The sequence below is a fragment of the Pseudenterobacter timonensis genome, from assembly GCF_900021175.1.
Taxonomy (GTDB): Bacteria; Pseudomonadota; Gammaproteobacteria; order Enterobacterales; family Enterobacteriaceae; genus Enterobacter; species Enterobacter timonensis.
In genome coordinates this window covers 1,088,281-1,110,225 of the sequence record NZ_FCOP01000011.1, presented here as the reverse complement: position 1 = coordinate 1,110,225, position 21,945 = coordinate 1,088,281, and the positions used below count along the sequence as shown (strand labels likewise).

The 21,945-nt window shown below is 57.8% G+C and carries 18 protein-coding genes; 10 read left to right on the top strand and 8 right to left on the bottom strand.

Features of this window, described 5'->3' with window-relative positions; translation table 11 throughout:
- Window positions 1-37: 37 nt before the first annotated feature.
- Together BN3796_RS11570 and BN3796_RS11565 are read left to right on the top strand one after the other, a co-directional pair.
- Window positions 38-853, top strand: coding sequence for a Cof-type HAD-IIB family hydrolase (locus BN3796_RS11570; RefSeq protein ID WP_061708475.1), 816 nt, complete (start codon window positions 38-40; stop codon window positions 851-853).
- Between the two features lie 143 nt (window positions 854-996).
- The gene (locus BN3796_RS11565) at window positions 997-2,253 is read left to right on the top strand and encodes a DUF1479 domain-containing protein (RefSeq protein WP_061708474.1); all 1,257 of its coding nucleotides are present in this window, start codon (window positions 997-999) and stop codon (window positions 2,251-2,253) included.
- Here the strand turns inward: BN3796_RS11565 and BN3796_RS11560 are convergent.
- Window positions 2,250-3,323, bottom strand: coding sequence for a LacI family DNA-binding transcriptional regulator (locus BN3796_RS11560; protein ID WP_061708473.1), 1,074 nt, complete (start codon window positions 3,321-3,323; stop codon window positions 2,250-2,252). The genes BN3796_RS11565 and BN3796_RS11560 overlap by 4 nt on opposite strands.
- Before the next feature lie 279 nt (window positions 3,324-3,602).
- Here BN3796_RS11560 and BN3796_RS11555 point away from each other — a divergent pair, with 279 nt between their 5' ends.
- Together BN3796_RS11555 and BN3796_RS11550 are read left to right on the top strand one after the other, a co-directional pair.
- Complete coding sequence (locus BN3796_RS11555) at window positions 3,603-4,904, top strand: MFS transporter (protein WP_061708850.1); 1,302 nt, start codon at window positions 3,603-3,605, stop codon at window positions 4,902-4,904.
- Between the two features lie 17 nt (window positions 4,905-4,921).
- On the top strand, window positions 4,922-7,285 hold the full coding sequence (locus BN3796_RS11550) for a glycoside hydrolase family 31 protein (RefSeq protein WP_061708472.1): 2,364 nt from the start codon (window positions 4,922-4,924) through the stop codon (window positions 7,283-7,285).
- 64 nt (window positions 7,286-7,349) lie between these two features.
- On the opposite strand, the gene BN3796_RS11545 is transcribed toward BN3796_RS11550, so the two are convergent.
- The gene (locus BN3796_RS11545) at window positions 7,350-8,945 is read right to left on the bottom strand and encodes an ABC-F family ATPase (protein WP_061708471.1); all 1,596 of its coding nucleotides are present in this window, start codon (window positions 8,943-8,945) and stop codon (window positions 7,350-7,352) included.
- Window positions 8,946-9,166: 221 nt separating this feature from the next.
- On the opposite strand from BN3796_RS11545, the gene ldtB reads away from it, so the two are divergent.
- Window positions 9,167-10,087 (top strand): L,D-transpeptidase, encoded by a 921-nt coding sequence (gene ldtB / locus BN3796_RS11540; protein WP_061708849.1) that lies wholly within the window; start codon window positions 9,167-9,169, stop codon window positions 10,085-10,087.
- Window positions 10,088-10,152: 65 nt separating this feature from the next.
- Here ldtB and BN3796_RS11535 read toward each other — a convergent pair whose 3' ends face one another.
- From BN3796_RS11535 to mntR, 5 genes are all read right to left on the bottom strand, one after another.
- Window positions 10,153-11,673, bottom strand: coding sequence for an efflux transporter outer membrane subunit (locus tag BN3796_RS11535; RefSeq protein WP_061708470.1), 1,521 nt, complete (start codon window positions 11,671-11,673; stop codon window positions 10,153-10,155).
- Complete coding sequence (locus BN3796_RS11530; RefSeq protein WP_061708469.1) at window positions 11,673-13,244, bottom strand: DHA2 family efflux MFS transporter permease subunit; 1,572 nt, start codon at window positions 13,242-13,244, stop codon at window positions 11,673-11,675. Before BN3796_RS11530 ends, BN3796_RS11535 begins: the two co-directional genes overlap by 1 nt.
- Window positions 13,241-14,335, bottom strand: coding sequence for an HlyD family secretion protein (locus BN3796_RS11525; protein ID WP_061708468.1), 1,095 nt, complete (start codon window positions 14,333-14,335; stop codon window positions 13,241-13,243). Before BN3796_RS11525 ends, BN3796_RS11530 begins: the two co-directional genes overlap by 4 nt.
- Before the next feature lie 102 nt (window positions 14,336-14,437).
- Window positions 14,438-15,547: an anion transporter gene (locus tag BN3796_RS11520; RefSeq protein ID WP_061708467.1), complete on the bottom strand. Its 1,110-nt coding sequence runs from the start codon at window positions 15,545-15,547 to the stop codon at window positions 14,438-14,440.
- A complete protein-coding gene (gene mntR, locus BN3796_RS11515) occupies window positions 15,544-16,017 on the bottom strand; it encodes a manganese-binding transcriptional regulator MntR (RefSeq protein ID WP_061708466.1) in 474 nt (157 codons plus the stop codon). The genes BN3796_RS11520 and mntR overlap by 4 nt, the downstream gene beginning before the upstream one ends.
- Window positions 16,018-16,198: 181 nt before the next feature.
- On the opposite strand from mntR, the gene mntS reads away from it, so the two are divergent.
- Window positions 16,199-16,327, top strand: a complete 129-nt coding sequence (mntS, locus tag BN3796_RS11510; protein ID WP_061708465.1) for a manganase accumulation protein MntS — start codon at window positions 16,199-16,201, stop codon at window positions 16,325-16,327.
- Window positions 16,328-16,604: 277 nt separating this feature from the next.
- Window positions 16,605-18,188, top strand: coding sequence for a phosphoethanolamine transferase (locus BN3796_RS11505; RefSeq protein ID WP_061708464.1), 1,584 nt, complete (start codon window positions 16,605-16,607; stop codon window positions 18,186-18,188).
- Between the two features lie 72 nt (window positions 18,189-18,260).
- Here the strand turns inward: BN3796_RS11505 and ompX are convergent, their stop codons facing one another.
- Window positions 18,261-18,779: an outer membrane protein OmpX gene (gene ompX / locus BN3796_RS11500; protein WP_061708463.1), complete on the bottom strand. Its 519-nt coding sequence runs from the start codon at window positions 18,777-18,779 to the stop codon at window positions 18,261-18,263.
- A gap of 355 nt (window positions 18,780-19,134) precedes the next feature.
- Here ompX and rhtA point away from each other — a divergent pair, with 355 nt between their 5' ends.
- From rhtA to glnH, 3 genes are all read left to right on the top strand, one after another.
- A complete protein-coding gene (gene rhtA, locus BN3796_RS11495) occupies window positions 19,135-20,022 on the top strand; it encodes a threonine/homoserine exporter RhtA (protein WP_061708462.1) in 888 nt (295 codons plus the stop codon).
- A gap of 287 nt (window positions 20,023-20,309) precedes the next feature.
- Window positions 20,310-20,813: a DNA starvation/stationary phase protection protein Dps gene (gene dps / locus BN3796_RS11490; RefSeq protein WP_061708461.1), complete on the top strand. Its 504-nt coding sequence runs from the start codon at window positions 20,310-20,312 to the stop codon at window positions 20,811-20,813.
- A 361-nt stretch (window positions 20,814-21,174) separates the two neighbouring features.
- Window positions 21,175-21,918 (top strand): glutamine ABC transporter substrate-binding protein GlnH, encoded by a 744-nt coding sequence (glnH, locus tag BN3796_RS11485; protein WP_061708460.1) that lies wholly within the window; start codon window positions 21,175-21,177, stop codon window positions 21,916-21,918.
- The last annotated feature ends 27 nt before the right edge of the window (window positions 21,919-21,945 follow it).

Below are 21,945 nucleotides of genomic sequence, written 5' to 3'. Positions count from 1 at the left end.
TTAGAATGTTTCAAAACGCCGTGACTCAGGAGTACCTATGACCGTTAAAGTTATCGTCACCGATATGGACGGAACTTTCCTTGATGACGCCAAGCAGTACGATCGTGACCGCTTCCAGGCACAGTTTGAACAGCTTAACGCCCGCAACATTAAATTCGTGGTCGCCAGCGGCAACCAGTATTACCAGCTCATCTCATTCTTCCCGGAACTGAAGGATCAGATCTCTTTTGTCGCCGAAAACGGCGCGCTGGTGTTCGATCATGGCGAGCAGATTTTCCACGGCGAACTGACCCGCCACGAGTCGCAGATTGTTATCGGCGAACTGCTGAAAGATAAAGGGCTGAACTTTGTCGCCTGCGGGCTGGAGAGCGCCTGGGTGAGCGAGCAAGCCCCGGACGCGTTCGTCGCGCTGATGTCAAAACACTATCACCGCTTAAAACGCATCCGCGATTACGGCGAAATTGACGATGTGCTGTTCAAGTTCTCCCTGAACCTGCCGGACAGCGATATTCCGAACCTGATCGATAAGCTCCACGTCTCGCTGGACGGCATCATGAAGCCGGTCACCAGCGGCTTCGGCTTTGTCGACTTGATTATCCCTGGCCTGCACAAAGCCAACGGCATCAGCCGCCTGCTGAAACGCTGGCACATCTCCCCCCAGGAATGCGTCGCAATCGGCGACAGCGGTAACGATGCGGAGATGCTGAAGCTGGTGAACTACTCCTTCGCCATGGACAACGCGGCGCCGGAAATCAAATCCCTGAGCCGTTTCCACACCGATAATAACAACCACCAGGGCGCGCTGAACGTTATTCAGGCCGTGCTCGATCACACCGCCCCCTTCAACGCCTGATCCTCCCCGCCGGAGCGCTGCTCCGGCCCTGCTTTTCCAGCCCGCGTCTCATTTCAAGTTTTTAAACTTGCATTAACTTATTTTTAACTTAAAGTATCGTCTGTAGGTAATTTCACTTTCGAATGAAAGATAGCGAGGCAATCATGACCTTTTCCAGCGATACCTTACCGGCAGATCACAAAGCGGCGATTCGCCAGTTAAAACGCGAGCTGCGCGCCCAGCTGGGTGACGTGGAGGCGGTATTCAACCGGCTCAGCGAACGCATCGCCGCCCGCGTGACGGAGATCAACGACCTCAAGGCGCAGGGCGACGCCGTCTGGCCTGTTATCCCCTTTGAGGCGATCAAAAATAGCGCCGTGACCGCCGAACAGCGGGAGGCCATCAGGCGCCGGGGCTGTGCGGTGATCAAAGGACATTTCCCCCGCGAGCAGGCGCTGGCGTGGGATAAATCGATGCTCGACTATCTGGATCGCAACCGCTTTGACGAGGTCTACAGCGGACCGGGGGATAATTTCTTCGGCACCCTTAGCGCCTCGCGCCCGGAAATCTTCCCTATCTACTGGTCGCAGGCGCAGATGCAGGCGCGCCAGAGCGAGGAGATAGCCCAGGCGCAGTCGTTCCTCAACCGACTCTGGACCTTTGAAAGCCACGGCAAACAGTGGTTCAACCCGGATGTCAGCGTGCTCTACCCTGACCGTATCCGCCGTCGTCCGCCGGGCACCACCTCCCGCGGACTGGGGGCGCATACCGATTCCGGCGCGCTGGAGCGCTGGCTGCTGCCTGCCTATCAGCAGGTCTTTGCCCGGGTCTTTGACGGCAATATCGAACAGTACGATCCCTGGGACGCCGCCCACCGCACCGAGGTGGAGGAGTACACGGTGGATAACACCACCAAATGCTCCGTCTTTCGCACCTTCCAGGGGTGGACGGCGCTGTCGGATATGCTCCCCGGCCAGGGGCTGCTGCACGTGGTGCCGATCCCGGAGGCGATGGCGTATATTTTGCTGCGCCCGCTGCTGGACGACGTGCCGGAAGATGAGTTATGCGGCGTGGCGCCGGGCCGCGTGCTGCCCATCTCTGAGAAGTGGCACCCGCTGCTCATCGAGGCACTTACCAGCATCCCGGCGCTGGAGGCGGGCGATTCGGTGTGGTGGCACTGCGACGTGATCCACTCCGTCGCCCCGGTGGAAAATCAGCAGGGCTGGGGAAACGTGATGTATATTCCCGCCGCGCCGCTCTGCGAGAAGAATCTCGCCTGGGCGAAGCGGGTGAAAGTCGCGCTGGAGACGGGCGCGTCGCCTGATGACTTCCCGCGCGAAGATTATGAGAAAAACTGGCAGGATCGCTTTACCGTGGCGGATCTGAATATCCACGGTAAACGGGCGCTGGGGCTGGCTTAAGCGTCGTAAAGTCCTTCCCGTTCAACGGCGGTGCGTCGCTTCCCCTGACGTATCCGCCGTACCGACTCCCGCACTGCCAGCGTCCCGTTCAACAGTAAAGTTCCCACCGGCGCATCGGGGCGCACCAGCCGCTGCTGAAGCAGATGCACCGCCTCGGCGCCCAGCTCATCCCGCGGCACATGTACCGCCGTGAGAGAAACATCCTGAATGGAGGTCAGGTTAAACCCGTCGATACTCATTACCGAGATATCCTGCGGCACGCGCAGACCGTGCTTTTGCAGGGCGGCAATCGTGCCCGCCGCCATAAAGTCGCCCCCCACCAGAAAGGCGGTCGGCAGATCCTTGCGGGCCGTCTGCTCCAGCCAGGCGCTGACCAGCTGCTCGCTCTCGCTGGCGCTGAAGCTCGGCACCACCAGCAAGTCGCGCCGGTTGTTAAAGCGCAGATTGTGGCTGAGCCACGCGTCGCGGATCCCCGCCAGGCGCAGCTCCATGGTGTAGCGGCGCAGACAGAGCACGTTCATCACATCCCGGTGCCCTCGCTCAAAGAGATACTCCGCCGCCAGTTCACCGATGGCGCGGTGATCGGGCGCCACCGCAGGCAGGCGCATCCGCCGGTCGCGGCAGTTAATGAGCACGCAGGGTTTCCCCACATCGGCGGCCAGATCGTGAATATGCGGATCGTCAATGCCCAGCAGGATGGCGGCCTGCGTCTCCGGCTCGTTCATGCGGGTGAGGAACTGCTGGGCGTCGGCGTCGTTCTCTTCCAGCGCGCAGAAGCGCAGGCGAACCTCATGGAAGGCCAGCCCTTTGCTGATGCTCTGAATGACCCGGTAGTAAAAGATGTCGGACCGCTCATCAAACGCCCGCTGGGGGGCAAAGACTACCAGACTGTTGAGCAGCAGCCTGCCCGCCGCCATCCCCTCCATCACCCCCAGCTCCCGGGCGCATGCCAGCACCTTATTACGTGCCTTTTCGCTGGTGTTGGCCTTCCCCGCCAGCACGCGGGAGACGGTGCTGATAGAGAGCTGAGTACGGGCGGCAATATCGGCAATTTTGAGTCTTTTATCCATTTTGTGATCTCGCTCCGATTGTGAAATGAAAAAATTTTCACAGCCAGAAAGTCAGGGATTAACGGCATGGAAAAGCATAGTGCCTGATGGTCGACAACTTTTATGAGAAAGCTTGCACAAAATCCGCTACAGCCCACCGTTTTTCTGTCCTAAGGTGAAGTTGTCACACACCTTCCATACTAGTTGTATGGCAACTTCAGGAAGAAAAGAGAAAATATTCAGAGGGATAAGGTGTGACGTCCGCCATGTAACCCTACCGTCCGTCTTATGGAGATGAAAATGAGTCAGGACATCAATAACACTCTTGTGGCAGGCAAAACGCGCCGCGTCATTAAAAACCTGCGCTGGTACGTGCTGGTGCTCTTTTTACTCGGGGTCACCGTAAACTACATCACCCGAAACTCCCTTGGCATTCTTGCGCCGGAGCTGAAACAGAGTCTCGGTATTACCACCGAACAGTACTCCTGGATCGTCGGCGCGTTTCAGCTAGCCTACACCATTTTCCAGCCTCTCTGCGGCTGGCTGATTGACGTTATCGGTCTGAAGATCGGCTTTCTGGTCTGCGCCGGGCTATGGGCGCTGATGTGTATTCTCCATGCCGGAGCGGGCAGCTGGCTGCATCTGGCGATCCTGCGCTTCTTTATGGGTGCCTCGGAAGCGGCGGCGACACCCGCCAACGCTAAAACCATCGGTGAATGGTTCCCGAAATCAGAGCGCCCCGTCGCCGCAGGCTGGGCCGGGGTCGGCTTCTCCATCGGCGCGATGCTGGCCCCGCCGATCATCTACTTTGCCCACGCCTCGTTCGGCTGGCAGGGGGCGTTTATGTTTACCGGCGTGCTGGCGCTGATCTGGGTGGTTCTCTGGTGGGCGTTCTACCATAACCCGGAAAAACATCCCCATCTGAGCCGCGAAGAGCTGGCGTTTATTAAGCAGGATAACGAGCCTGCGCCGGTCAAGTTGCCCTTCCTCACCGCCCTGAAAACCGTCTCGAAGAACAAGCGCTTCTATGGTATCGCCATTCCGGCCTTTATGGCCGAGCCGGCCTGGGCGGTTCTGAGCTTCTGGGTGCCGCTCTATCTCGCCAAAGAGCACGGTATGGATTTGAAACAGATCGCCATGTTCGCCTGGCTGCCCTTCCTGGCCGCCGACCTCGGCAGCGTGGCGAGCGGCTATCTGACCCGCCTCTACACGCATCTTTTTGGCTGCAGCCGCGTTAACTCGGTGGTGGCAAGCTCCGTGACCGGCGCGTTTATGATGATTTCGCTGGCTATCGTCGCCATTACCCGCGACCCGTATATCACCATCATCCTGATCTCAATTGGCGGTTTCGGCCACCAGATCATCTCCTGCATGTTAAGCGCGCTGGTGGTGGAGTCGTTTGACAAGGGCCAGATGGCCACCGTCAACGGCATGCGCGGCTCGGCGGCCTGGATCGCGAGCTTCCTCTTTTCTCTGCTGATCGGGGTTACCGCCGACAAAATCGGCTTTAACCCGCTCTTTATCGCCATGGGCTTTTTTGACCTGATCGGCGCCTTTTTCCTTGTGGCATTTATTGCTGAACGTCGCGCCAAACGCGCCTGATAGTGGATGTAACGTCTATGAAAACCCTGAAAAACTGGATCGTTGATAAACAGTCTGCGAATCATCTGGAACTGCTGGTGGATAAGCAGCACCGCCTGTGCCTGTATGTGCTGGAAGAGAACCTGTTTCGCGTGCTGATAAAGCGCAAAGGCGAGCTGGCGCTGGACCGCACCTGGAGCATCGCCCCCGAACAAGACGTGCCGTGGGAGGGCCGCAAACGTGAAGATATCAGCGGCTTTACCTGCCCCGCCTGGACGCTGGAGCAGCGGGATAATGCCCTGGTGGTCTCGACCGAACAGCTGCGCGTAACCGTCCATCAGCCGCTCTGGCTGGAGTGGCACTACCGCGTTGACGCGGGCGAATGGCAGCCGCTGGTCAACGATCGCCCTACCAGCGCCTATCTGCTTAACGCCCACGGCGACGGGGTGGCGCACTATTTAAGCCGTCGTAAAGATGAACGGTTTTATGGTCTTGGCGAAAAAGCGGGTGATTTACAGCGCAACGGCAAACGCTACGAGATGCGCAACCTGGATGCGATGGGCTATAACGCCGTCAGCACCGATCCGCTCTACAAACATATTCCGTTTACCCTTACCCGCCGCGATGATGTGAGCTACGGTCTGTTTTACGACAACCTGAGCAGCTGCTGGCTCGATCTGGGCAATGAGATCGATAACTACCACACCGCCTATCGCCGCTGGCAGGCGGAGGCGGGTGATATCGACTACTACACTTTTACCGGCAAACGAGCGCTGGATGTTACCAAAGCGTTTGTCCGCCTGACCGGGAAAACGCTGTTCGGGCCGAAGTGGAGCCTGGGCTACAGCGGCTCGACCATGCACTATACCGACGCGCCGGACGCGCAGAATCAGCTGATGAATTTTATTCGCCTCTGCGAGGAGCACGCCATCCCCTGCGACTCCTTCCAGCTCTCGTCGGGGTACACCTCCATCAACGGTAAGCGCTACGTCTTTAACTGGAACTATGAAAAAGTGCCGCAGCCGAAGGCGATGACCCAGGCGTTCCACGACGCCGGGCTGAAGCTCGCCGCTAACATCAAGCCGTGCCTGTTGCAGGATCATCCGCGTTATGGCGAAGTGGCGGAACGCGGCCTGTTCATTCGTGATTCAGAAACCGATGCGCCAGAGCGCTCCAGCTTCTGGGATGACGAAGGGTCGCACCTCGACTTCACCAACCCGCAGACGGTGCAGTGGTGGCAGAACGGCGTCACCACCCAGCTGCTGGAGATGGGGATCGACTCCACCTGGAATGATAATAACGAGTTCGAGGTGTGGGACGGCGAAGCGCGCTGCTATGGTTTCGGCAAGGCGATCGCCATCAAGCATATCCGCCCGGTCATGCCGCTTTTGATGATGCGCGCCTCTCTGGAAGCGCAGCAGCGCTTTGCCCCGGAGAAACGTCCCTATCTCATCTCCCGCTCCGGCTGCGCCGGGATGCAGCGCTACGTTCAGACCTGGAGCGGCGATAACCGCACTAACTGGGATACCCTGCGCTATAACACCCGTATGGGGCTGGGTATGAGCCTCTCGGGGCTGTATAACGTCGGTCATGACGTGGGAGGGTTCTCCGGCGATAAACCGGATGCCGAGCTGTTTGTCCGCTGGGTGCAGAACGGCGTGATGCACCCGCGCTTCACCATCCACTCCTGGAACGATGACCATACGGTGAACGAGCCGTGGATGTACCCGGGGGTGACGCCCGCGATCCGCAGCGCCATTGAACTGCGCTATCGCCTGCTGCCCTATCTCTATACCCTGCTGTGGCAGGCGCACGCCGACGACGAGCCGATGCTGCGCCCCACCTTTCTTGACCATGAGCACGACGCGCAGACGTTTGAAGAGTGCGACGATTTTCTGCTGGGCCGGGATCTGCTGGTGGCAAGCGTCGTCGAAGCCGGGCAGCGCGAACGCCGCGTCTGGCTGCCGGATAACCAAACCGGCTGGTACGATTTTTATACCCACGAGTGGTTCTCCGGCGGGCAGTGGATTACCCGCGACGCGCCGCTGGAAAAACTACCGCTGCTGGTACGCGCCGGGGTGGGCCTGCCGCTGAGCGAACGCATCACACACGTTTGCGCCGAAAAAGACGATACCCGCGAGCTGAAGCTGTTCCCGGTGAAAGGGGTCGGCACTACCGCCGGGCTGCTGTTTGAGGACGACGGTGAGAGCTGGGGTTACCGGACGGGTAACGCGCTGTGGGTGGAGTGGGAGATGGCGTGTGATGGAGCGACAATCAACCTGAAGGTCAATGCGCGCGGGGATTATCGTCCGGCATGGAAAGCAGTGAAGCTCTCGTTACCGGCAGGGGAAAAACGCAAGCTGCGGGTGAATGGGGTTGAAACGGGGGAATGGGTGCTCTGAACATTGCCGGGTGGCGGCTTCGCCTTACCCGGCCTACAAAATGCTACGTCTTTCCCTAAGGTTTTTAGTTCTCGATACCTTTGCTGCGCAGGTAATCTTCGTAGTTACCGGTGAAGTCCACTACGCGCTCCGGCGTAATTTCGATCACTCGGGTCGCCAGGGAGCTGACGAACTCACGGTCGTGAGAGACGAAGATCAGGGTGCCCTGATACATCTCCAGCGCCATGTTCAGCGACTCAATCGATTCCATATCCAGGTGGTTGGTCGGTTCATCCATCACCAGGATATTAGGTTTTTCCATCATCAGCTTGCCGAACAGCATACGGCCCTTCTCTCCCCCGGAGAGCACTTTGGCGGGCTTTTTGATGTCATCCTGGCTAAAGAGCAGACGCCCCAGAATACTGCGTACCGCCTGCTCGTCATCCCCTTCCTGCTTCCACTGGCTCATCCACTCAAAGACGGTCAGGTCATTTTCGAACTCATACTCATGGTCCTGCGCATAGTAGCCAATCTGCGCGTTTTCAGACCATTTCACGGTACCGTTATCCGGCTGCAGTTCGCCCACCAGGGTTTTCAGCATGGTCGATTTACCCACGCCGTTGGCGCCAAGAATGGCGATCTTCTCGCCCACTTCCAGCAGCAGGTTGAAGTTTTTAAACAGCGGGCCGTCATCGAAGCCTTTGGTGAGAGCCTCCACTTCCAGCGCGTTACGGAACAGTTTCTTGTCCTGCTCGAAGCGGATGAACGGGTTCTGACGGCTGGAGGCTTTGACCTCTTCCAGCTTGATTTTGTCGATCTGACGAGCGCGGGAGGTCGCCTGGCGGGACTTGGAGGCGTTAGCGCTAAAGCGGCTGACGAAGGATTGCAGGTCCGCGATCTGCGCTTTTTTCTTGGCGTTATCCGCCAGCAGACGTTCACGCGCCTGGGTGGCCGCCGTCATGTACTCGTCATAGTTGCCCGGATAAACGCGCAGCTCGCCGTAATCCAGATCCGCCATATGGGTGCAGACCATGTTCAGGAAGTGACGGTCGTGCGAGATGATGATCATGGTGCTGTCGCGATCGTTGAGCGTCTGCTCCAGCCAGCGGATGGTGTCGATGTCCAGGTTGTTCGTTGGTTCATCGAGCAGCAGGATGTCCGGGTTAGAGAAGAGCGCCTGCGCCAGCAGCACACGCAGCTTCCAGCCGGGCGCCACTTCGCTCATCGGGCCGTAGTGCTGTTCCACCGGAATACCGACGCCGAGCAGCAGTTCCCCGGCGCGCGCTTCGGCGGAGTAGCCGTCCATCTCGCCGTACTGCGTCTCCAGATCGGCCACCTTGTAGCCATCTTCTTCGCTCATTTCCGCCAGCGCGTAGATACGGTCGCGCTCCTGCTTCACCTCCCACAGCTCCGCGTGCCCCATGATCACGGTGTCGAGCACGGTGAACTCTTCGAAAGCAAACTGATCCTGACGCAGCTTACCGATACGCTCGTTCGGGTCGAGCGAGACGTTGCCGAGCGTCGGCTCCAGATCGCCGCCGAGGATTTTCATGAAGGTCGATTTGCCGCTACCGTTGGCGCCAATCAGGCCGTAACGGTTGCCGCCGCCAAACTTGACGGAAATGTTTTCAAACAGCGGCTTACTGCCAAACTGCATAGTGACGTTGCTGGTAACTAACACGGGAGATTCCTGCGAAAAAGTGTGATAAACACGGCATTATGCCACAATTCCGAAATCAGATCCCATGTTGCAACGAAACACTAGACTTTAACATATCTGAAAAAAATGTGATTTCGTACACATCTGAATTGGCTGTAGGGGGGAATGCACATATAATGCGCTCCGATCAGCAATTCAGCCTTTTAACCAGTTGCCAGAGTGGCCAAGATACCTCGCATAACATGAATATGAAATTATCTACGCTTTTTGCGGCGGCGTTAGCCGTAGTCGGTTTTTGCAATACCGCCTCTGCGGTTACCTATCCCCTGCCTACTGATGGCAGCCGTCTGGTGGGTGAAAACCAGGTGGTGATCGTGCCGGAAGGCAATACCCAGCCGCTGGAGTACTACGCGGCGGAGTATCAGCTTGGTCTCTCCAATATGCTGGAAGCGAACCCGGGCGTCGATCCATACCTGCCGAAAGCGGGCACGGTGCTGAATATCCCTCAGCAGCTGATCCTGCCGGATACCGTCCATGAAGGCATCGTTATCAACAGTGCTGAAATGCGCCTCTACTACTATCCGAAAGATTCCAACACCGTCATCGTTCTGCCAATCGGCATCGGCCAGCTGGGTAAAGACACCCCGCTGAACTGGACGACCAAGGTGGAACGTAAGAAAGCGGGCCCGACCTGGACGCCGACCGCCAAGATGCACGCCGAATACGCTGCCGCAGGCGAGCCGCTGCCCGCCGTAGTTCCGGCTGGCCCGGATAACCCGATGGGTCTCTACGCGCTCTATATCGGCCGCCTTTACGCCATTCACGGCACCAACGCGAACTTCGGTATCGGCCTGCGCGTAAGCCACGGCTGCGTGCGTCTGCGTAACGACGACATCAAGTTCCTGTTCGAGAATGTGCCGGTTGGTACCCGCGTACAGTTCATTAACGAGCCGGTAAAAGCGACCACCGAGGCGGATGGCAGCCGCTATATCGAAGTGCATAACCCGCTCTCCACCAGCGAAGATCAGATCAACAACAACGAGATTGTGCCGATCACGCTGAAGAAAAATATCACCGCCATTACTGAACAGGCTGACGTAGATAAGAGCGTCGTTGACCAGGCGATTCAGAACCGTTCCGGTATGCCGGTACGCCTGAACTAAGGTTCAGAAAAAGAGAAAGCGGGCCAGAGGGCCCGCTTTTTTTTGCTTCTTGCCGCGCCAGCGCCTTACCCGCGCGGCGCCTCCCCGAAGACGGCGTAGTCCGGCAGTTGCACCTGCTGATAAGGCTCCCAGCCTCCCCCGAGGGCTTTATAGAGCGCCACCAGATCCAGCGCGCTCTGTACCTTCGCCTGGGCGCGCTGCTGTTCCGCCTGCGCCAGCTGGCGCTGCGCGTCGAGCACGTCAATAAAGCTGGCGATCCCCTGACGATAGCTGTCGCTCGCCAGTTCGAACGCGTTTTGCAGGGCGTCGATGCTCTTGCCGAGCCCCGCCTCGCGCTGCTGATCGGTACGATAGCTGACCAGCGCATTTTCCACATCGTTCAGCGCGGTGAGTACCGTCTGGCGATAGTTGAGTACCGCCGCCCCCTGCTGTGCCCGCGCCACCTTCACGCTGGAGACCAGTCTTCCGCCCTGGAAGATGGGAATGGAGATCTGCGGCCCCACGCTGTAGAAATGGCTGCTCCAGTCGGTGAGCCAGTTGGTTTCGCTGTTACGCAGGCCAAACTGCCCGGAGAGCGACAGGCTCGGGAAAAGCTGTGCCACGGAGACGCCAATCTGCGCCGTCGCCGCATGCAGGTTCGCCTCCGCTTCCCGCACGTCCGGACGGCGGCGCGCCAGCGTGGAGGGGATGCCGGTCGGGACGATTTCCGGCAGCGCCGGCATCGGCTGTACGTTTCGCAGCTCGCCATCCAGCGCGCCCGGCGGCTTGCCGAGCAGAATGGCCAGTCCGTTCATCGCCTGGCGCTCCTGCGCCTGATACTGCGGCAGCTGCGCCTCCAGGTTGCCGAGCTGCGCCCGGGCGTTCTCCACATCCAGCTGCGGCGACAGCCCGCCGCGCTGGCGGATCTCGGTCAGCTCTACGGTCTGCCGGGCGCTCTCTATCTGGGTATTGAGCGTGGCAATGACGCTCTGCGCGCCGCGCAGCTGTAGCCAGGCGCGCGCCACTTCCGCCTCCAGGGATACCAGCGCGTCGTTACGCTGCTCGATGGCAACCCGCTGCTGGGCTTCGGCGGCCTCAACCTGACGGCGGACCTTACCCCAGAGGTCAATTTCCCACTGGGCGTCAAAGCTCCCCTGGTAGAGGTTGATCGGCTGCGTCAGCGGGCCGAGCGCGCTGCGCAGTTCAGGATCGATATCATCCAGCTGATCGTAGACGCCGTGGGATTTTAGCTCCCCTTCCAGCCCCAGCTGCTGGCGCGTGGCCTGCAGGTTACCGTTCACCGCCGGGAAAAAGGCCCCGCCCGCCTGGTTAATCTGCTCGCGCGCCCCCGCGATGCGCAGCACCGTCTGCTGCAGCGAGAGGTTGCCCGCTATCGCCCGCTCAATCAGGCTGTTGAGCTGCGGGGATCCGAACGTCTTCCACCAGCGCGGATTGATGGCGCTGGAGTCGGTTTGCGATTTCACGGCGCGATCGCCTGGATCGTTCCAGTGCGACGGGGTTTGCGGGGCGGGTTGCTGGTAGTCAGGCCCGACGGCGCAGCCCGCCAGCAGCATCACCGCCAGGGGCGTTAAACGTCTGTAACTCATCAATGTGCTCCTGCACTTCCCTCGCTCTTGACCGGCGAGAGCAACAAACAAAACGGTATCAACAGCAGCGCGACCGCGCTCAGGATCGTAAAGACGTCGATATAGGCGAGAAAACGCGACTGCTCAATCATGGTCTGGTACAGACGCCCGGTGGCGATGCCCGTCGGGTCGCCCACCTGGGTGGTGAAGTTCTGAATCGCCTGCGCCGTCTCGCGTACCGCCAGTTGGAACTGCTCGTTGAATGGCGAGGCGTGATAGGCCAGGTAGGCGCTGTGCGTCTGTGCCCGCTCGGTAATGGCGGCGGTGGAGAGCGAGATGCCAATCGACCCCGCCACGTTACGAAACATGGTAAACAGCGCCGCGGCATCGGCGTTAAGCTGCCGGGGTATCGAAATAAAGGCGATAGTGGTCAGCGGCACAAACAGAAAGCCAAGCCCCAGCGACTGGGCGCTGCGGAACATCACCAGCGTCTCAAAATCGATATCGGGCGTCAGCGATCGCGACCAGAAAAAGGCGGTTCCCAGGCAGGCGAAGCCAAAGGCGATAATCCAGCGAGTCTGCACCATGGGCATCAGCTTCAGCACCAGCGGAATGGTGAGAACAATCAATATCGCCCCGGGGGAGAGCACCATCCCGGACCAGGTGGCGGTATAACCCAGATCCTGCTGCGCCAGCTGCGGGATCACCACCGAACTGCCGTAAAGGATCATGGACATTCCCGCCATCAGCAGGCTGGAGACGGCGAAGTTTTTGTCCTTCATGCAGTGCAGATCCACCACCGGCTTTTTGGCGTAGAGCAGCCAGTAGATCGCCCCGATAATGCCGATGAGCGTCAGCACCGCAAAGGTGCGGATAAAATTGGAGTAGAACCAGTCATCATCCTCGCCCCGGTCAAGCATCACCTGCAGGCAGCCCAGCCCGAGCGCAATCAGCCCGATGCCGGTCCAGTCGACGGAGAGCTTCTCTTCCGATTTACGCTCCCACGGCGGATCTTCCAGCAGCTGGTAAATCGCCAGCAGCGTCACGATCCCCACCGGAATGTTGATGAAAAAGACCCAGCGCCAGGAGAAGTTATCGGTGATCCAGCCGCCAAGCGTTGGCCCCATCACCGGGGCGACGATGATCGCGAGCGACGACAGGCCAAACGCTTTGCCCCTGTCCTCCGGCTTAAAGTAATCCAGCAGCACCGACTGTTGGGTGGGCTGTAGCCCGCCGCCGAAAAAGCCCTGCAGGATACGGAACAGAATGATCTGCCAAAGCTCAGTGGCGATACCGCACAGGAACGAGCAGATGGTGAACATCACGATACAGATAAGAAAAAACTGTTTACGCCCAAAGACCCGGCTTAAAAAGGCGGAGATGGGCAGCACGATACCGTTGGCGACCAGATAGCTGGTCAGTACCCAGGTGGATTCGTCATAGCTGGCGGAGAGCGATCCCGCCACATGCGGCAGCGCCACGTTGACGATGGTGGTGTCGAGGATCTCCATAAACACCGCCAGCGTGACCACAATCGCTACCGCCCAGGGATTGCTGGCGGGGCGCCAGTTCTCGTGGCTCTGGTCGGTCATTCGAGCGTAACCTTCGGCTCTACGGAGAGCCCCAGTGGCAGCGGTTTGTTCGGATCAAGACCTTTATCAATCACGATTTTTACCGGTACGCGCTGAACAATCTTCACGTAGTTACCGGTGGCGTTTTCCGACGGGAAGGCGGAGAAGCGCGAACCGCTCCCCTGCTGGATGCTGTCGACGTGCCCTTCCAGCTCCATATCCGGCCACGCATCCACCGACACCGTCACTTTATTGCCCGGGCGCATCCGCTCCAGCTGCGACTCTTTAAAGTTCGCCACCACCCATACGTGGGGCGAGACAAGGGAAAAGAGCGCGGTGCCCGCCTGCACCAGCGTGCCGGTCTGTACGTTGCGTTTGGTGACAAACCCGTCGAACGGGGCGCGAACTTCGGTGTAGGAGAGATTCAGCTCTGCCGTCTCCAGCTGGGCCTTCGCCTGATCCACCTGACGCTGGCGCGCCTCGACGTTGGTCTCCTGCTGGCGGATCTGCAGCTGCACCTGATCCGCCACCTCCAGCTGCGCCTGCGCGCTGGCAAGCTGGGCCTGGGCGCTACGCAGCTGGGCGTTCGCGGTATCAATGCTTTGCTGGGTTGTGGCGCGCGGGTCAACGCCGCGCTGACGGCGGTACTCCGCCTGAGCGTTAGCAAGATCGGCCTGGGCTTTAAGCACCTGGGCCTTCGCCTCGTCGCGCTGGGCGGGATATTGCACTTTAGAGAGCGCGAGCTGCGCCTGCGCCTGATGGAGCTGCGCCTCGGCAAGCCCCAGCTGCGCCCGCGCCTGGTCGCGCTGGGCGGTATTGTCGCGCGGATCGATCACCACCAGCAGATCGCCTTTTTTCACGCGCTGGTTATCGCTCACCCGCAGCTCGGTCACATAGCCCGCCGTTTTCGGGGCAATGGTCACCACGTCGCCATCGGTGAAGGCGTCGTCGGTTGTCTCTTCATTGCGGGTTAAAAACCACCAGACCAGCGCCACGACCACCATTACCACGACGACGATGCCGAGAATAATTAAGGGTTTTTTACCGGGGCGTTTGCGTTCATTATTCTTATTATCCTGCTCGTCAGCAGGCTGTTTTTCATTTTCTGCCATAGGTCAGCAACTATCCTGTCAGTAAACGGCATCACAGATATGCCCTTTAATAAAATTAGGACGTTGCTATACATTTGCCAGGAAAAACTGACAAAATAGGCACTATCTGAAAAGGTACAAAAGAAACCCGGCCGCAGCGGCCCACGCCAACATCGGCAGCGACCAGAGATGGAAACGCCACCAGATGCGCCGATCGTTAGCCATTCGCAGCGCGATCAGGTTCGCCAGCGAGCCCGGCAGCAGACCAAATCCCCCCACGTTTACCGCCCAGGCGAGCAGCGTCGTCGGCGGCACATAGTTAATGAGCAAAATGGTGGCCGGAACGTTGCTGATAAATTGCGACAGGCCAATGGCCGTCAGCCAGAGTCCACCGCTGGAGAGCTGGCTGACATGCGCGGGCAGCCCCTGCAAGAGGGGGAGCTGGATCAGCAGATGGACGTCGATAAACATCGCCATAAAGACCAGCAGCAGCGTCCAGTCCACACTCACCAGCACGCGGCGCGCCAGCAGCAAAAAGCCTGCGGCCACCAGCAGCGCCCCCGCCAGCTCCAGCTTCAGCTCCAGCGCCGTCAGAAAGAGAAGGTAAAGTCCCAGACAGCTCCAGACCAGACGCGGCTGCCACTGTGGCGCTGGCGTTCCGCTGTGGTAGTGCAGCGCTTTATTGGGAAACGCAAACCAGCAGACCGCCAGCAGAGAGATCATCATCAGCAACGCCAGCGGCGCCATCTGCGCGGTGAAAGCGCCAAAAGAGAGGCCGGAACGTCCCCACAGCAGAATATTTTGCGGGTTGCCGATGGGGGTCAGCAGCGATCCGGCGTTGACCGCCAGCGCTTCGAAGATAATCATCCGGTTAACCGGGATCGCACAGAGTTTGCGCAGCGTCAGGGTGAGCGGCACCACGATAAAGAGCGCCACGTCATTGGTTAAAAAGGTGGAGAGCAGCGCCGCGGCCAGCACCATAAACATCGCCAGCCTGCGCTCGGTGGCAAAACGGCGTACGGTTTTACGTCCCACCACGTCAAAATAGCCGCTCAGCTCCACCCCTTTGGTGAGCATCATCAGCCCGCTCAGGGTAATGATGGTGTGCCAGTCGATAGCCTCCGGCCAGCGCGCTGGCGCGAAGGGAACGAAAAAACTCAGCACGACGCCGACCAGGATCAGCAGGTGAAAGAAACGATCGCGGGCGAGCGCCCGCAGGCCGGGGAGGATCATTCGGTAAGCGATCCGTAGCGCAGGGTAAAGTCGCGGAATTTCGCCAGCGTCTCTTCGCTGACGTGGTGTTCAATGCCCTCGGCGTCGCGGCGGGCGGTTTCCGGGCTGACGCCCAGCACCAGCAGAAAGTTCTCCACTACCTGGTGACGCTCGCGGCTCTCCTGGGCCAGCTTTTCCCCCTCCGGCGTCAGGAATACGCCGCGCCAGGGGATCATCTCGATGAGCCCCACCGACGCCAGCCGTTTCAGCATCTTCGCGACGGTGGGCTGCGATACCCCCAGCCGCGCAGCCATATCAACCTGACGCGCCTCGCCCGACTCCTGAATAAGGTCGGAAATCAGCTCCACATAGTCGTCGATCAGTTCACGACGGTGCGCTTCGCGGACCTGGCGAAATCCTTCAACGTGCTCTTCGACATTGACCAGTAGCGTCTTTTTTTTGGTTGTGGGCTTACCTGCGCGGCGATTCATTGGGCTTCCTCAGTGGGCGGACGCGTCCAGCATCATGTAACGAGAGCGCTTATTGTAAACCAACACCACACAACCACAAAAAATTAACGAAACAGCCATGGCTATAAAATATAGCCTGTGCTATATCTGTATGTAATGCAGTCACCTTCACGGATCGAAGGAATCGTTCTCAGGAGGATCTATGAGTGAATTTAAGAGGTGTATGACCGTGTTTACCTACTCTCCCTTTAAAGTCCGTCTGCTGTTGCTGAACATGCTGTGCGAGAAAATCAGCGGTAAGCCACAGCGCAAAGATAACGCTAAACCGTAAGCGGCGTCGCGGCACGCCGCTTCATCTCTCTGTCATCTCCGTCAGTTACGCTCCCCTGCGGCCCTTTTCTCCCTACCTTTTTTGCTGATTTGCAAACCGCTTCGCAAAACCTTTGTTTAACAACGGTTGACCTTCGTCCTGCACAGCACTATCTTCTTGCAGCCCTGCACTATTTGCGGCTCGCAGAAGCGGACCTCATCCCCTCTCCACGCACTGTCAGGCAGGTTTTGACCCTTGGCGCCAGGGTGAGCACATGGCGTTTTCATGATAGTGACCTATGAATTTAACGCTGAAAGAGACGCTCGTTACCCGCAGCCGAACCCTGAGCCCATGGACAGGATTCTACTTTCTCCACGCTTTGCTGATTAACTACGCGCTTGGCTACCCGTTTAGCCTGCTTTACGCCGTCGCCTTCACCGCTTTTTTACATCTGCTGTGGCGCAGCGCGCCGCGCGTGCAAAAGGGGCTGCTCGGGATCTGCTCGTCGATCGCGGCGCTCTACTTCCCTTTTGGACAGGCCTACGGCTCGCCTAACTTCAATACCCTGCTGGCGCTGCACTCCACCAATATGGAGGAGTCCACGGAGATCCTGACCATCTTCCCGTGGTACAGCTACGTGGTGGGGCTCTTTATCTTTGCGCTCGGCGTTATCGCCGTGCGCCGCCGTCCCGAAGCGCGCAGAGGCTGGGGTAAAGTGGAGTATCTCTGTCTCGCCTTAAGCGCGGGAGCCTGGTTTGTCGCGCCGATCCAGAATCTGGCCTGGGGTGGGGTCTTTAAGCTGCAGGATACTGGCTATCCGGTCTTCAGGTTCGCGAAGGATGTGATAACCAGTAACGAAGAGGTGCTGGAGGAGCAGGCGCGGATGGCGGCGCTCTCCACCCGCAAAGATAGCTGGCACGTGGTGGCGGTGAAGCCGAAGTATCACACATATGTGGTGGTGATCGGGGAAAGCGCACGCCGCGACGCGCTCGGCGCGTTTGGCGGCCACTGGGACAATACCCCTTTCGCCAGCAGCGTAAACGGCCTCTTTTTTACCGACTACATCGCCGCCAGCGGCTCCACGCAGAAGTCGCTGGGGCTGACGCTCAACCGCGTGGTCGACGGCAAGCCGCAGTATCAGGATAACTTTGTCACGCTGGCAAACCGCGCCGGTTTCCAGACCTGGTGGTTCTCCAACCAGGGGCAGATCGGCGAATATGACACGGCGATCGCCAGCATCGCGAAACGCGCCGACGAGGTGCAGTTCTTAAAAAGCGGGGATTTCGAAGCGGATAAAAATACCAAAGATGAGGCGCTGCTGAAGATGACCGCCCAGGTGTTCGCCACTCAGCGCACCCCGCCGCAGCTGATTGTGTTGCACCTCATGGGGTCGCACCCGCAGGCCTGCGACCGGACGCAGGGGAAATATGCCGAGTTCGTGCAGTCGAAAGAGACCTCCTGCTATCTCTACAGCGTGACGCAAACTGACGAGCTGTTGAGCAAGCTCTACAACCAGCTTCGCAACAGCGGGGACAGCTTCTCGATGGTCTACTTTTCCGATCACGGGCTGGCGTTTAAGGAGCGGGGAAAAGCGGTGCAGTATCTGGCCCACGACGATAAGTATCAGCAGAATTTCCAGGTGCCGTTTATGGTGCTCTCCAGCGATGACAAAACCCATCGCATCGTGAAGGCGCGTCGCTCGGCCAACGACTTTCTCAACTTCTTCTCGCAGTGGACCGGCATTCGCGCAAAAGAGATTGTGAACAGCTATCCCTTTATCTCCGGGAAAAAAGCGCCTCCGGTCTATGTCACCAACTTTAAGCTGCAGAAGGTCGATTACAACCATCTGGCGAGCGATATCTTTGAGACCAAAAGCCGCTAACCGGAACAGCCGTTGCCAGGCCTAAAAAAAATCCGCCACGAGGGCGGATTTTTTATGCGTCACCGGAGGTGATTAGAAGCGGTAACCTACGCCAGCGATCCAGGTGCCAACGTCAACGTTACGGATACGGCTCTGCTCATAGGAGAAGTCCAGCGCAACGTCTTCGATCGGGTTGAACTGCAGGCCCGCACCGTAGGAGAAACCGTAGTCGCTGTTGCTTGCAGTACGGGTCAGACCACGATCTTCAGTCTGCTGGAACTTACCGTAGCCAACACCCACTACGCCGTAGATGCTCGCCCAGTCGTTCAGACGGTATGCCGGACCTGCGGTGATGCCGTAATACTGGCCTTTGTTGTAAGCGCCGTCTTCAGAACGGTCTTTCTCGGTGTAGGTGAAAGAACCGATCCAACCCAGCGGCTGGTCATCCTGCTCGTAACGATACTTCAGGTTGAAACCGTTAGTTTTGTTCATTACGCCCTGCATATCGCTCTGAGCGTAGCCACCGGAAACGGTAGAAGTAGCAGCTACTGCGGAACCTGCGGAGACAGCCAGAACAGCGGCCAGTGCTGAAAGACATGCAATTTTTTTCATAACCACCTCAAATGTGCTTCAAGTAAGTCCGTAAGTTTTAAATATATCAAAATTTATTGTGAAACTCTTTGTCATTCTTGGTGTCTAAGGCGCGATTTCGTGTAACAGAACGTTTCCACATCGCGCTATCTCCTTAAAATCACATCGAATTTCTGTGTCAGGAGGCTAATAGTGCGCGCCCTGTCACGCTTATTCATCCAGATTATTCCTAATCTGACAGCTGAGAAAAGCATCAACTCCTTCTGATTCTACAAATTATGGCAGGCTTTTTTTTCAACGAAGGGTAAACCGCCATACTTTATTTCCATTACACTGCGGCTTTTACTTTCGTTGACCTTTTCTGACAGGAGAAAGGATGCCTGGGATGTCCCGCAGGGCTTCAGTCTGGTTGCCCATCGCCGTAATTCTTATCGCCATGTTGTCCATTCAGAGCGGCGCTTCGCTGGCGAAGTCGCTCTTTCCGCTGATCGGCGCGCCCGGGGTTACGGCGCTCCGCATCGCGCTTGGCACCGTGATTTTAGTCGTTATTTTTAAACCCTGGCGGCTGAGATTTAAAAAAGAGCAACGTCTGCCTCTGCTCCTGTATGGCCTGTCGCTGGGGGCGATGAACTACCTTTTCTACCTCTCTCTCCAGACCATTCCGCTTGGGATCGCGGTGGCGCTGGAGTTTACCGGCCCGCTGGCCGTGGCGCTCTTCTCTTCCCGCCGCCCGGTTGATTTCGTCTGGGTGGCACTGGCGGTGCTGGGCCTCTGGTTCCTGCTGCCGCTGGGGCAAAGCGTCGGTCATGTCGATCTTAAGGGAGCGGCCCTGGCGCTGGGGGCAGGTGCGGGATGGGCGGTCTATATTCTTTGCGGCCAGCGGGCGGGAGAGGAGCATGGTCCGGCGACGGTGGCGCTCGGCTCGCTGATCGCCGCGGTGATCTTTGTCCCCCTCGGCATGGCCCAGGCGACAGACTCCATCTGGCAGTGGTCGGTACTGCCTGTCGGCCTGGCGGTAGCGGTGCTCTCCACCGCGCTACCCTATTCACTGGAGATGATTGCCCTCACCCGCCTGCCGACGCGCATCTTCGGCACGCTGATGAGTATGGAACCGGCGCTGGCCGCTATGTCGGGTATGATCTTTCTTGGCGAGACGCTGACCCTCACCCAGACGCTGGCGCTCTGCTCCATTATTGCCGCCTCCATGGGATCAACCCTGACGATGCGACCGCCGCATAAAATTAACGAGGTCGATATTAACTAAGCTTTCTCACCCTGCATGGCGGCTATGCCATGCAGGGCGCGGAAATATGGCAGGCCGTCATAATGAAGGTAAGACGAAATATTCTCATTAAGATCGACCTTCGTCGGCAAATTTAAGAACTCGCCCTACTCATAATTTAAAATAACTTAAAAAACAATTAGTTATATACCCCCCTTCGTTGAGGCTATTAAACCGATAGGCAGAGCCAGAAAGGTGCCCGTCAAATCCGGTGCTATACTTATTTCCGGTAATTACCTGGGACACTATCATCAAGAGGATATGAGATTATGAGTACCGCTAAACTGGTCAAAACCAAAACGTCTAATCTGCTTTATACCCGTAACGATGTATCGGATAGCGATAAAAAAGCGACGGTTGAGTTGCTGAATCGCCAGGTAGTCCAGTTCATTGACCTGTCTCTGATCACTAAGCAGGCCCACTGGAATATGCGCGGTGCTAACTTTATTGGCGTGCATGAAATGCTGGACGGCTTCCGTACCACCTTAGTCGATCATCTGGATACCATGGCGGAACGTGCTGTACAGCTTGGTGGCGTCGCTCTGGGTACCACCCAGGTCATCAATAGCAAAACGCCGCTGAAGAGCTACCCGCTCGATATCCACACCGTTCAGGAGCACCTGAAAGAGCTGGCTGACCGCTACGCGGTTGTCGCGAACGACGTGCGTAAAGCGATTGAAGAGGCAAAAGATGAAGATACTGCTGATATCTTTACCGCCGCTTCCCGCGACCTGGATAAATTCCTGTGGTTCATCGAATCTAACATCGAATAACCCATACGGATTTATTATCTTAACCCTCGCTCCGGCGAGGGTTTTGCACGTTTATGGTGCAAGCTTTTTCCTTCCCTCCCCGCAAAAGTAAACCATTTGTAATAATCACCTCACACAATCGTTAATGAAAGATTGTTTTCTAACCATAATTTACGCTAAATAGCCTGATGGCCGTTGCCTTTGCGGTGACGCACCACAATGGTGCTTCAATATGGTGCACAGCGGCCGCTTTGCTCCCTTTGTAGTGCAACGGCAGCGCAGGCTGCCGTTAAAAAACAAGAGCTTGTAAACCTGGCATGATTTTTTCATATCAAGGTTCGCTCTCGCAGGGGATCGCCCCGAGGATATAAAAGGAAATGCTATGAAGTCTGTACTGAAACTCTCACTGGCTGCACTTACCCTGGCTTTTGCCGTCTCTTCGCAGGCTGCGGATAAACTCGTTGTGGCAACCGACACGGCTTTTGTGCCGTTTGAATTTAAGCAGGGCGACAAATATGTCGGTTTCGATGTGGATCTGTGGGCGGCTATCGCCAAAGAGCTGAAGCTCGATTACACCCTGAAGCCGATGGATTTTAGCGGCATCATCCCGGCACTGCAGACCAAAAACGTTGATGTGGCGCTGGCGGGCATCACTATTACTGACGAACGTAAAAAAGCGATCGACTTCTCTGACGGCTACTACAAAAGCGGCCTGCTGGTGATGGTCAAAGCAAATAACAACGACGTGAAGAGCGTGAAGGATCTTGACGGTAAAGTGGTGGCGGTGAAGAGCGGCACCGGTTCCGTTGATTACGCCAAAGCCAATATCAAAACCAAAGATCTGCGTCAGTTCCCGAATATCGACAACGCCTATATGGAGCTGGGGACTAACCGCGCCGACGCGGTACTGCACGATACGCCAAACATTCTCTACTTCATCAAAACCGCGGGCAATGGCCAGTTCAAGGCGGTAGGTGAATCGCTGGAAGCGCAGCAGTATGGCATCGCCTTCCCCAAAGGGAGCGACGAGCTGCGTGAGAAGGTGAACGGCGCGCTGAAAACCCTGCGCGACAACGGCACCTATAACGAAATCTATAAAAAATGGTTCGGCAGCGAGCCTAAATAAATTTACCTGGATTCAGGTTTGTAACGC